General features: G+C 62.2%; 13 protein-coding genes. 5 read left to right on the forward strand and 8 right to left on the reverse strand.

The genetic code is table 11. The features are described from left to right. The coding region (locus CMI59_RS05545) for a sulfatase-like hydrolase/transferase (protein WP_293325815.1) at positions 1–1,124 on the reverse strand (1,124 nt) is incomplete at its 3' end. Between the two features lie 159 nt (positions 1,125–1,283). Continuing rightward, entirely contained in the window at positions 1,284–2,090 is an 807-nt protein-coding gene (locus CMI59_RS05550) for an alpha/beta hydrolase (RefSeq protein ID WP_293325818.1), read from the reverse strand. 191 nt (positions 2,091–2,281) lie between these two features. On the opposite strand from CMI59_RS05550, the gene cysE reads away from it, so the two are divergent. Continuing rightward, complete coding sequence (gene cysE, locus CMI59_RS05555; protein WP_293325820.1) at positions 2,282–3,124, forward strand: serine O-acetyltransferase; 843 nt, start codon at positions 2,282–2,284, stop codon at positions 3,122–3,124. Positions 3,125–3,257: 133 nt separating this feature from the next. Here cysE and CMI59_RS05560 read toward each other — a convergent pair whose 3' ends face one another. Both CMI59_RS05560 and CMI59_RS05565 read right to left on the reverse strand, forming a co-directional pair. Then, on the reverse strand, positions 3,258–4,550 hold the full coding sequence (locus CMI59_RS05560; RefSeq protein WP_293325823.1) for an FAD-binding oxidoreductase: 1,293 nt from the start codon (positions 4,548–4,550) through the stop codon (positions 3,258–3,260). Positions 4,551–4,583: 33 nt separating this feature from the next. Further along, positions 4,584–4,859, reverse strand: coding sequence for a hypothetical protein (locus tag CMI59_RS05565; protein ID WP_293325826.1), 276 nt, complete (start codon positions 4,857–4,859; stop codon positions 4,584–4,586). Positions 4,860–5,024: 165 nt separating this feature from the next. On the opposite strand from CMI59_RS05565, the gene CMI59_RS05570 reads away from it, so the two are divergent. After that, on the forward strand, positions 5,025–5,828 hold the full coding sequence (locus tag CMI59_RS05570; RefSeq protein ID WP_293325829.1) for a glucose 1-dehydrogenase: 804 nt from the start codon (positions 5,025–5,027) through the stop codon (positions 5,826–5,828). Here CMI59_RS05570 and CMI59_RS05575 read toward each other — a convergent pair. Next, on the reverse strand, positions 5,813–5,980 hold the full coding sequence (locus CMI59_RS05575) for a hypothetical protein (protein WP_293325832.1): 168 nt from the start codon (positions 5,978–5,980) through the stop codon (positions 5,813–5,815). The genes CMI59_RS05570 and CMI59_RS05575 overlap by 16 nt on opposite strands. Positions 5,981–6,230: 250 nt before the next feature. On the opposite strand from CMI59_RS05575, the gene CMI59_RS05580 reads away from it, so the two are divergent. Next, complete coding sequence (locus tag CMI59_RS05580) at positions 6,231–6,443, forward strand: DUF3126 family protein (protein ID WP_293325834.1); 213 nt, start codon at positions 6,231–6,233, stop codon at positions 6,441–6,443. A 20-nt stretch (positions 6,444–6,463) separates the two neighbouring features. Here CMI59_RS05580 and CMI59_RS05585 read toward each other — a convergent pair whose 3' ends face one another. Next, a complete protein-coding gene (locus tag CMI59_RS05585) occupies positions 6,464–7,228 on the reverse strand; it encodes a hypothetical protein (RefSeq protein ID WP_293325836.1) in 765 nt (254 codons plus the stop codon). 242 nt (positions 7,229–7,470) lie between these two features. Between CMI59_RS05585 and CMI59_RS05590 the strand changes: the two genes are divergently transcribed. Both CMI59_RS05590 and CMI59_RS05595 read left to right on the forward strand, forming a co-directional pair. After that, the gene (locus CMI59_RS05590; RefSeq protein WP_293325839.1) at positions 7,471–7,974 is read left to right on the forward strand and encodes a hypothetical protein; all 504 of its coding nucleotides are present in this window, start codon (positions 7,471–7,473) and stop codon (positions 7,972–7,974) included. 26 nt (positions 7,975–8,000) lie between these two features. Next, positions 8,001–8,318 carry a hypothetical protein gene (locus tag CMI59_RS05595; protein WP_293325843.1) on the forward strand — a complete coding sequence of 106 codons (318 nt, stop codon included), beginning with the start codon at positions 8,001–8,003 and terminating at the stop codon, positions 8,316–8,318. Here CMI59_RS05595 and CMI59_RS05600 read toward each other — a convergent pair. Next, positions 8,315–9,385, reverse strand: coding sequence for a hypothetical protein (locus CMI59_RS05600; protein ID WP_293325846.1), 1,071 nt, complete (start codon positions 9,383–9,385; stop codon positions 8,315–8,317). The genes CMI59_RS05595 and CMI59_RS05600 overlap by 4 nt on opposite strands. 116 nt (positions 9,386–9,501) lie before the next feature. Continuing rightward, positions 9,502–10,919 (reverse strand): PhoX family phosphatase (locus CMI59_RS05605; protein WP_293325849.1); only part of this gene is annotated, 1,418 nt, incomplete at its 5' end.

Consider the following 10,919-nt stretch of genomic DNA (forward strand, 5'->3'; position numbering starts at 1 on the left):
CCGGGCGCGACGCCCGCCGATTTCGCGGGGCGCCAGATGAAGGGCAGGCGCATCAGCGCGTCGACGTGATAGGGCCCCTTGAAGAGGAGGCCGTATTCGCCCTGAAACTCGCCATGGTCGGTGGTGAAGATCACATCCACATCGTCGCCCCAGCCGCGCGCCTCGATATGCGCCATGACTTTTGCAACCGCCTCGTCGATCAGTTCGTTTTCGACATGAGTGAAGGCGTTGATCTCCTGCACCTGATCGGCGGTCATGTCGCAGGGACGGAACTCCGGCGGCGCTTCGAAATTCGTCACGCGCTCGCCCGTGTAATATTCCATCCAGTGGCGCGGCTTGCCTTTGAGGATGTCCTCGATCTTTTCCTTCGAGCCCGGATAGAAATCGGGCAGGGGCGTTTCCTTCCACGGATGGCGGCTGAGTTCCGATTGCGGCGGATCCCAGGGGTGGTGCGGATCGGGGAAGGACATCCAGCAGAACCAGTCATCGTCAGCCTGCAGACTATCGAGCCATGCGACGGTGCGGTCGGCGACCCAATCGGTGTGATAGTGCTCGCGGGAGATGGGGTTGTAGTGAAGCTGGCAGCCGCCCGTTTCGCCGCCGCCCGCCGCGTTCACCTGAAACTTGTCGTCGAGGTTCTGATAGAAGCCCTTCAGCCCTTCCGGGTCGTGCTTCTTCATCCATTCATTGTAGTGAAGGATGAGCGGGGAATGCGTGGCGAGTTCCATGTGGTCGAAGCCGCGATGGGGGCCGTATTCGCCGATCCGCGCCATGCGGTTTTCATAGAACTTCAATTCCAGATCGAGAAACGGCTCGAAATGCGCCTTGCCGATGAGCGAGGTCTTGTAGCCCTTCCTGTCATGCAGTTCCGCCGCGACGCTGGGGGCGTCGGCGGGCAGCGGCACGCCGTTCATCCAGACGCCATGGGTCGAGACATATTGCCCCGTAATCATGGTGGAGCGAGCGGGCATGCAGACGACGTTCTGGTTGTGCGCGCGGGAATAGTTGATGCCTTCCGCCGCCAGCCTGTCGATGGTGGGCGTGCGGGCCACCTTGTTGCCGTTCGCGCCGATGGCGTCGAAGCGCATCTGGTCCGTGGTGATGAAAAGTATCTTGCGGCCCATAGCGTCCTCCTCGCGTGCCAGCTTCGTTCGGGAGGCTAATGTATGGCATTAACAGAAGGGCAACAAGGAAGGCCCGGGGCGAGGGAGTATTTTTCGGCAGCTATTTCAAATGGTTATAGAAACTATTCCATGCGCTGATATTCACCCGCTGCATGCCGCTCAGATTACGCCGCCGGTGAGAAACGAGATCATGTCCGGGAAGGCCTGTTTGTCCTGCAGCATGAAGAGGTGGCCGCCTTCGTAGAATTTAAGCTCGGCATGGGGGATGCGGGAGACCATTTTCTCCTGCGTTTCGGGCCGCGCAATGCCGTCATATCTGCCGGCACAGATGAGGGTGGGGGAGCGGATGTCGCTCAAGCGGTCCCAGGTGTCGTGCTGCGCGCGGGCTTCGAGCTGGCGGCGCTGGCCCATTGCATGGCCCGGTTCGTCGGCGAAAGGATCGGCGGCGGCCATGGCGACGAGCTGCTCGTAGGTGTCGGGATTGGCCTTCGCCCAGGCCTCGTCATGCCGCCTGTCCGAAATCGGGATCATGTGGCGGGCGCGCTCCTCGCGTGTCATTTCCTGCAATTCATGCAGCGGGTAGGAGGCGCCGCCCTCACCGCCGGGCGAGGTGCAGGCAAGCACCATCGCCTCGACCGCATGCGGGTGCGTGATCGCCAGTTCCTGCGCCACCATGCCGCCGAAGGAGACGCCGATCACCATGGCCGACTGCCAGCCGATGGCGTTCATCAGGTTCACCGCATCCTCGGCATATTGGGCCATGGAATAGGGTTCGTCGGGTTTCACGGTCTGGCCGAGGCCGCGCTGGTCATAGGCCAGCGTGTCGAAATGCTTCGGGAGAGGGCCGTCCATGACATTGGGCTTGTTGCGCAGATCGCCGCCCGTCCCGGAGATGAAGAGGAGGCGGGGGCCCTCTCCGGCGCGCTCATAGTGGATTTCGATATCTCCGGCCTTCACGATGGGCATGTCTTTTCCTCAAATTCACGTCGCGGCGGGGCAGGGGTCAGTTCTTCTATTGAACTCGTTTCCCTGCCCCCTATGTGTTAATCTCACAGCAATCTGCGCCATGCTTCGGTGAGGCGCAAAGCGGCATTTCGCGCCCCGAACCTGTCATGGACAAGACGTTCAGGGGAATGGCCAGAGGGAAGGGTCGAGCCATGTCTAAGCCGGCTGAAAGGGAAAACGCCAAGCAGAACCTTGCCGTGTGCGACCCGGTATGGGAGCGCGTGCGCGAGGAAGCCTCGGAGATGGCGTCGGGCGAACCGATTCTCGCCAGTTTCCTTTATGCGACCATTCTCAATCACCGCACCTTCAACGATGCGCTCTCCTATCACCTCGCGCAGAAGCTGGGGAATGACGAAGTGCATTCCATGCAGCTTCGCGAGCTGTTCGACGAAGCGCTGAAGGCGGATGCCTCGATCGGCGAAAGCACGCGGGCCGATGTCGTTGCCTATTACGAGCGCGACCCGGCCTGCAGCACCTATATCCAGCCCATCCTCTACTTCAAGGGCTTCCATGCGCTCCAGTCCTACCGCGTGGCGCATTGGCTGTGGGGACAGGGGCGCAAGGCCATCGCGCTCTTCCTGCAGAACCGGATTTCCGACCTCTTCGCGGTGGATATTCATCCGGCGGCGCGGCTCGGTCGTGGCATTTTCATCGACCATGCAACCGGTATCGTGATCGGCGAGACGGCCGTGGTGGGCGACGACGTCTCCATGCTGCATCACGTGACGCTGGGCGGCACCGGCAAGGAGCAGGGCGACCGTCACCCCAAGGTCGGGCGGGGCGTGCTTATCAGCGTGGGCGCCAAGGTGCTCGGCAATATCCAGATCGGCGAGTTCAGCCGCATCGGCGCGGGCAGCGTTGTGCTGCATGACGTGCCGGAAGGCTGCACGGCGGTGGGCGTGCCTGCGAAGATCGTGGGTTGCGCGGGCTGCGACAAGCCGAGCCACGCCATGGACCATGTCATCCCGGAAGCGGATGAAGGGTCGGGGCAGTAGGCGGTTACGGCCAGTCCTGAAATCAATTTCTTGTTGTCACCCCGGGCTTGTCCCGGGGGCCAGGGCTTCTTGCTCTGTGTCTGTCGCCCCTGGATCCCGGCCTAAAGCCGGGATGACAGTAAAGAGAATGCCGCTAGCCCGGCAGGCGGTCCTTCATCGCATACCAGAGCATGCCGGCCACAAGGCCCGGATAGCGCAGTAGCGTGCCGCCCGGGAATTTCGGTGTTTTGAGGTTCGCCATCCAGTCGAAGCGTTCGGCCTGTCCAGCGACGGCTTCGGCGACCAGCTTGCCGCCCAGCGTCGCCATGTTGATGCCCTGTCCCGAATAGCCATGCGCATAGATGAGGTTCGGCGCGAGCCGGCCGAAATGCGGCATGCGCTTCAGCGTGATGGCGAGCGTGCCGCCCCAGGCATAGTCGATGCGGATATCCTTGAACTGCGGGAAGGCGAGCGACATCGGCTTCCTGACGAAGCCCGCAATGTCCTTCGGGAAGTTGGGCGAGTAGTTTTCGCCACCGCCGAAGAGCAGGCGGTTGTCGGCGGAAAGACGGTAATAGTCGATGACGAATTTCGTGTCCTGAACGCAGACGTCGTCGCGAATAAGCTTGCGCGCATCCGCCTCGCTCAAGGGTTCGGTCGCGACGATGAAATTGTTGATGGGCATGATCATGCCCGCGACGCGCGGTTCCAGCTTGCCCAGATAGCCGTTGCAGGCCAGCACGACATGCGGCGCCGTGACCGAGCCCTTGTCCGTCTTCACGATGGCGGGATCGGTGTGGCTGATGTCCACCACGCGGGATTGCTCGTGGATCGTCACGCCCAGCGAACGCGCGGCGCGGGCGAGACCCAGTGCGTAATTGAGCGGGTGGAGATGCGCGCCGCCCATGTCGAGATTGCCGCCCCAATAGCGGTCGGTATCGACCATGTCGCGGATCTCATCGCGCGGGACATAACGGATCTGGTCGTAGCCGTATTTGTCCTGCATGTGAGCGGCTTCTTCCTTCAGCCACTCCGCGTCGCCTTTCTTCCAGGCGGCATGCAGCACGCCGGGTTTAAGGTCGCATTGGATGTCGTGCCGCTCGATGAGGCCCTTGACGGTCGCGACGCTGTCTTTCGCCAGCTCCCAGAGGCGGGCGGCCCATTCGTCGCCCAGTTCCTTTTCCAGCGTTTCCTGATCATGGCGCTGACCGGTGCCGAGCTGGCCGCCATTGCGGCCCGAGGCGCCGAAGCCGACGCGTTCGGCCTCCAGAAGGGTGACGGCATAGCCGCGCTCGGCCAGGTGGATCGCTGCCGACAGGCCGGTATAGCCCGCGCCGATAATGCAGACATCGGCCTTTTCATCGCCCATGAGGGGGCTTACGGGCTCGATACCGTTTGCCGTGGCGACGTAATAGGAGTTGGCGGGGTAGCCGGCAGCGTCTGTCATGGGATCAACGAGATTTGTGAATGGGTGAAGCCATTATAGCTCCACAATCTCGTCTTTTCGGTCATCGGCGTAAATGTCGCAGAGGTCGAGGCTGGCTTCCCAGGGGGCGCTGTCCGTCACCTCGTCCATCGCCTCCTTGTCGGCCCATTCCGTGCGATAGACGACCTTGCCGTCTTCTTCCTTCAATTCGACGCTTATGAAGCCATCCGGCGCGTTGCGGTCCAGCTCACGCTCCTTATAGGCGCGGAGCTGGGTCAGGATGCTGTCCGGCTGGTCGGTTTCGAAGGTGATGATGAGTGCGACGGCCATGGGTCCTCTGTCTCTGCTCTTTCATGGAAAGCTCTTTTCGAGCGCTTTCGGGCTCTATAGCACGGCTTGGCGTCGTTTTCTCGATTGGAAGCGGCGCGTGCGCGGGCCACAATGAGGGAAAGCTCAATAAGAGAAAAATCCTCGGAACATAAGAAGGAGACAGGGATGGGACGGCTTCAAGGCAAGGTGGCGCTGGTCACGGGCGCGGCCAAGGGCATCGGCGCGGCAACGGCAAAGCGGCTCGCGGAAGAAGGCGCCAGCATCGTCTGCACGGATGTGGACGCCGATGCGGGGCAGGCGATAGCTGATGAGATCGCCAATGCGGGCGGTGCGGCGGCGTTTATCGCCCATGACGTGACCGACGAGGCGCAGTGGGAAGCCGCGGTAACGCTCGCGGAAGAGAAATTCGGCGCGCTTCATATCGTGGTGAACAATGCAGGCATCGCGCCCGATTCCACCTCCATCGAGGAAAAGACGCTGGAAAGCTGGCGCCATGTGATCGCCATCGATCTCGACAGCGTGTTCCTCGGCTGCAAATGGGGCATCCGCACCATCAAGAAATATTCAGGCGCGGGCGGTGGCGGCGCCATCATCAATATCTCGTCTATTCTGGGCCTGGTCGGGCAGCCGAATGCGTCGGACTATAATGCGGCGAAGGGCGGCGTCAGGCTGCTCACCAAGTCGGCGGCGCTCGAATGCGCGGAAGCGGGATACGACATTCGCGTCAATTCCGTGCATCCCGGCTATATCGATACGCCGCTGGTGCAGGATGTGATGGCGAAAGGCGAGATGGGCGGCCAGCAGGTCGGCGCGAACGAGATGCGCGAGCTTCTCACCATGCTGCATCCCATCGGGCGGCTCGGTATCGCCAAGGAAATCGCCAATGCGGTGCTGTTCCTCGCCAGCGACGAGGCCAGCTTCATGACCGGCTCTGAAATGGTGGTGGATGGCGGCTATACCAGCCGCTGATCCATTCGGCCCTCGGCCAGTGTTACCATGGGATCGGTGACGCTGGCGGTGGGGTAATCCGGCGCCCTTGCCCCGCGTATGGCCTGTTCAGGCGCGATGGCGAAGGACAAGGCAGCGGCCGCCGTCAGCAGGACTGCGAATACGATCAGCATTCTTTGCGTGCGGCGCTTCATCGGGACTGGCCTTCGCCTCGTTCGGGACGAACAACCATCTCACGGGGCAGCAAGGGAAAGCTATCGGGCGAAGCGCCGCACCGGGGGCCCCGCAGCGTGGCGAATTGCCGCTTTTCGGGCCCCGCGCGTTTGCACGGGGCGGTTCAGTTGGTTAAAACCCGGGATCGCCGGAATCAGCCCGTTCGGGGCTTTTCAGGACTTTTGGACCGATTACTCATTGGGGGATCCCTTGGATCGCAAAGAAATTACCCGTCTCGAAGCTTATCTGCGGACGAAGTTCGAGCTGCCCTCCATCGAGGTCCGTCAGCGCCCGCAGAAGGACGATTCCGGCGAGGTCTATATCGGCGATGAATTCATCGGCGTGATCTTCCGCGACGAGGACGAGGGCGAGATTTCCTACGCCTTCAATATGGCGATCCTCGATTTCGACCTTCCCGAGTAGTCCGGCCCGGACAAGGCTCTTCAGTCGGTGAAAGAGCCTTGCAGGCCGTCGACCTTCCGGGTCGTGTCGAAGGATGCCGCCAGAGCGCGGATCCTCCGGTCGATTTCGGCCCAATCCTTCAGATGCGTCCGCTTGTAGCGGTAAGTCAGCTCCAGATTCGGGGCGATGAGGAGCGTGCGGCTGCAATTTGGGCTTTCCACCAGCGGCATGTCGCGATCGCAGGTGAGCAGCAGCGTGTGCTGGTCCGCATCCTGTCCCACCAGCATGAACTGGTCGCCATAACCGGAGTCCTCCCGGAAGGCGAAGCGTTCGAGGCCGGTTGCGTCCTTTTCCGGCTTGGGCGAAGCAAGATATTTCGAATAGATGTTTTTCAGCCGCTTGTCGGTCGAGAGCGGCGTTTCGGTTTCCTTGAACGAAAAGAAGATCACGTCCGAGTCGGGACCGTTGTTGGCGAAATCCTGCTCATGCTCGGCGGAGTAGGGCGCCATATCGGGCCAGAGGGCGTGCATGTCTATCTCGCGCCGGGCGCCGCCGCTGCGCTGGGCCGGGTAGCGCGTGTAGTTTTCGGGGATCAGGAAGCGGCGATCCGCGACGATGGCTTCCACGGGCGTGCCGTCGATGCTGGCGCGCGGATCGAGGCCGAGCAGCTCCTTCGTGGTCGGGCCGAAATAGTAATAGAGGAAGAAGCCGGAAAGGATCAGCACGCCCGCGGCGACGGCGGCCGGGATGATCCAGGCCGGGCGTTCATGCACCAGTTCCTCGTTCGACCGCCTTCCATATGACAAGGACCTGTCCTCCCTCTTCGTTTTCCCGGGCGTATTACGGGGTGTTTTTCGCGGGCCATCCTGTACCGTGCTGGCACAGAGATTCAATCCTGCACGGCACAAAGCGGAACGTCCGGGCGCACGGCTTTGCCGCCCGCTTTCCCTTATCTCTTTAACTCACTGAAATTAAAAGATCATTTCCGGCATCCCGCGCTTGGGTTCATGGCGGTGATAACTGGCACCACCCTTGCGGATAAGGGCGCATGAGTGGAGCACTTACAAAACTGATCCTGGCCGCGGGAATGACCGTCGCATTCGGTGCCTATATCGGCCCTGTGCGGGGGGCCGTGGACCGGGCCGCGGGGCCGGACGGTCTTGCCTGGCTCGACCAGATGGCCTTTGCCTGCGCGCCGGATTTCCGGGCATGCAGGGTGGGGGGCATGGTGTTCGATCTGGGGCCTGACGATCAGGTATCGGAAGACGCCGTACAGTCAGAGACGGTGCCGGCAGAGACGGTGCTGGGCGATATCGGCGAGACGGCAAGGCGGGGCGCTGCGAAAGCGTTTGTCGCGGCGGTCAGCCGGCCGGATGTAGTGCAACTGCTCGACCGGCAGGTCGTGCCGGATGCGGTCGTGGGTCGGGTCCGTAGCGAGGTGCAGCGCTTCGCGGTCGATCTTCTCAACAACAAGACTTCCATCGACAATAAGACAATTCGCGATGACAGGGCGGCACGGCAGCGTGTGGCGCGGCTCGACTCAGGCGAATAACGGGTGGCTGGGGGCGATAAGTGGCAATGAGTTCGATAATGGTGTTTCTCTTCTGTGTGGCGACGGGATATGTGTCGGGTGGGCTGACGGGCAGCTTCTACAGGCTTGTGACGAACAAGCCGGCGAGCTTCCACCTCATTTCCGAGAATGCGAGAACGCAGATCCTCGGCATTCTGACGCTGGTTTTCGCAGGCCCGGTCGTCATCATGCGGAATGCGATGATGGCGCAAGTCTATGAAAACCGTCCGCCTTACTGGCTGCTTCTTTCCGGCTGCATCGCGTCGGGCTGGAGCTTCCTGTCAGGGATGCTGGTGCTCGATATCGTGCTTACCACCATTGCCTAGGTGAAGATGCGCCGCTGGCGGCGGCGCTTGCGCACGGAGCGCACCACGCCACCGAACAACATGGCGCCTATGGCCGCGCCGATTTCCCAGATCCAATGAAGAGCCAGCAGGACGAGGTTGGCGACCGACTTGAAGGCCCTGAGGCTCGTCTTGCCGGTGATCTCGATGATGCCGCGGGTTTTGGTGCCGAGCTTGCCGCTCATTTTGGAGAGGCGGGCGAGATCGTCCGTATTGTCTACATATTTCAGTAGACGGACGGTTTCGGCGGGACCGGCGGTCCTGTTCAGGGTGGCCACATCGTCCAGCAGGGGCGTTACCTTCGCAAAGGAGACCGTGTCGGCATATTCGCTTACCGCGCGGCGCGTGGCGGAGGTGTTGGCGAGGTCCGTCGAGCGCAATACGTCACGAAGCCTGTCGAAATTGACCGCCTCGCGCAGGAGCCGCGCGACGTTCTTCGCGAAGGCTTCAGTGATACGGCCTGCTTTTTTCGCAACTTTCAGAATGGAGACCCCGATCCGGGCGGGCAGGCCGCCGCCGCCCGTCGCCACTGTGGCAGTCGTCGCGGCAAGGCCGACCACGGACAGGCCGAGGATGAACTGAGAATAGTCTTCCCCCTGGATCATCTTGCCGCCTTCCGACCCGATGTCGCGCACATCGCCGACCACGGTGAGGTCGGAGGTGATGGCGCCGGCCATGGAGGCCGTGTCGTCGCCCTCGCCGGTGACGAAGCCGGAGAAGAACCCGCCGGTAGACCGCAGCAGGGTGGCGGGCAAGCCTTCTTCCTGTTTCAGGCGGGCCTCGGTGTCGGGATCGAGCGGCATGTTCATGTAGCTTGCGATGTCGCGATACATCACCGCATCGTCGAACCGGTCCTCGTCGAGCGCGCTGTCGATACGGCGGCTGAGATCCGCGCCATTGGTGTCATTGGCAAGTTCGGCCCGGATGAAGGGTTCGGCAGGAATGTCGTCAGGATTGACATAGCCTTCAAGCCAGCCCTTCTGCAGAGCGAAAATGAATATGAAAGGTGCCGCCACCAGAAGAAGGATGATCGTCAGTACGCCACGCATGGACTGCCCCCACCTCATCGCTTGCCGCGCGATGGTTTTGCCGCGTCATTCCGTGCCCCATGTGCCAGCTTGGGCCATCGGGCTGCCTGACGCAACCTTGAGGCTCGCGGGATCGCTCAGGTCGCGATTTCGCCGCCATTCTCGCGCGTGATGGCGACGATGGAGGGGCGGGGCGGCATGTCGTCCCTGAAATCCGGCCAGCGCGTGGCCGGATCTTCGAATGTGGATTTGCGTTCGAAACCCTTGAAAGAGTTGGTGCCGTCGGTGCCGGGGTGCTGGACGGCCACGAAGAGGGTGGCGCTGTCCGGCGTGAAGCAGGGGCCGCACATTTCGGCGCCAACGGGCACGCGGAAGAACATGCGGCCCGTGCCGCGATACTCGCCCTCCGTCTCCAGTGCGTAGATACCGTCCGCCGAGCCCGTTACCTCCGGCCAGGCGCGGCCCTGGTCGGTGGCGACCCAGAGGCGGCCCGCCTTGTCCACGGCGAGATTGTCGGGACAGGCGAACCAGCCGTTCTCCGAGGTTTCGTCGTTCCAGCTTGCGCCTGTCGCTTCGTCGGCGGGATTGCCGCACAGCACAACCATGTTCCAGCCGAACACCTCTTCGGCGTGGTCCTGTGCGAAGGGTTCGAGCTCGACGATCTGGCCCCATTCGTTTTCTGCGCGCGGGTTCGCCTTGTCGGTCTGGTCGGGCTTGCGCTTGCTGTTGTTGGTCAGCGAGACGTAAACGCGGTTGGTGACCGGATTGGGCTGCACGTCTTCGGGACGGTCCATGGGCGTGGCCTTCATGAGGTCGGCGGCCAGGCGCGCATCGATGACGACATCGGCCTGCGACCGGAAGCCGTTTTCCTCGGTCAGCGGGCCCCAGCCATAAACCAGAGGAAGCCATTTGCCGGTGCCGTCCTCGTCGAAGCGCGCCACATAGAGCGTGCCGTAATCCAGCAGGTCGGCATTGGCCTCGCGGTTGACCAGATCCACCGGGTCCCGGCTGACGAATTTATAGAGATATTCGAAGCGCTGATCGTCGCCCATATAGACGACGAGGCGTCCATCCTGCGCGACGATGCTCTCGCAGCCTTCATGTTTGAAGCGGCCGAGCGCCGTGCGTTTTTTGGGCTGTGCGGTCGGGTTCAGCGGATCGACTTCCACCACCCAGCCGAAGCGGTTCGGCTCGTTGGGCTCCTGAGAAATGTCGAAGCGTTTGTGGAAGCGGCCCCAGCCATACATGGTCGTGGGGATGCCCATGCGCTTCAGCTTGTCGGCTTCCGGGTGCCCTTCGGGATCGCCCATGAAGTACATGTTCACATTCTCTTCGGCCATGAGGTAGGTGCCCCAGGGCGTGATACCGCCGGCGCAATTGTTGAACGTGCCGATGACGGTGCCGCCGACCGGGTCTTCGCCGGTGCGCATGCGCGGATGATGCGCGGCGGGGCCGGCGATCTCGATCTGCGTATCGAGCGCCGTGATGCGGCGGTTGAAATCGCTGTCCGGTACGGGCTTCCAGTTTCCGTTTTCGTCGCGGCGGATTTCGACGA

This window comes from Parvibaculum sp., from assembly GCF_002684405.1.
Taxonomy (GTDB): domain Bacteria; phylum Pseudomonadota; class Alphaproteobacteria; order Parvibaculales; family Parvibaculaceae; genus Parvibaculum.

Bases quoted from the DNA above. Each gene is read 5' to 3' on its own strand.
- CMI59_RS05550 (WP_293325818.1), bottom strand. From the start codon at position 2,090: ATGCCCATCGTGAAGGCCGGAGATATCGAAATCCACTATGAGCGCGCC.
- cysE (WP_293325820.1), top strand. From the start codon at position 2,282: ATGTCTAAGCCGGCTGAAAGGGAAAACGCCAAGCAGAACCTTGCCGTG.
- CMI59_RS05560 (WP_293325823.1), bottom strand. From the start codon at position 4,550: ATGACAGACGCTGCCGGCTACCCCGCCAACTCCTATTACGTCGCCACG.
- CMI59_RS05565 (WP_293325826.1), bottom strand. From the start codon at position 4,859: ATGGCCGTCGCACTCATCATCACCTTCGAAACCGACCAGCCGGACAGC.
- CMI59_RS05570 (WP_293325829.1), top strand. From the start codon at position 5,025: ATGGGACGGCTTCAAGGCAAGGTGGCGCTGGTCACGGGCGCGGCCAAG.
- CMI59_RS05575 (WP_293325832.1), bottom strand. From the start codon at position 5,980: ATGCTGATCGTATTCGCAGTCCTGCTGACGGCGGCCGCTGCCTTGTCC.
- CMI59_RS05590 (WP_293325839.1), top strand. From the start codon at position 7,471: ATGAGTGGAGCACTTACAAAACTGATCCTGGCCGCGGGAATGACCGTC.
- CMI59_RS05595 (WP_293325843.1), top strand. From the start codon at position 8,001: ATGAGTTCGATAATGGTGTTTCTCTTCTGTGTGGCGACGGGATATGTG.
- CMI59_RS05600 (WP_293325846.1), bottom strand. From the start codon at position 9,385: ATGCGTGGCGTACTGACGATCATCCTTCTTCTGGTGGCGGCACCTTTC.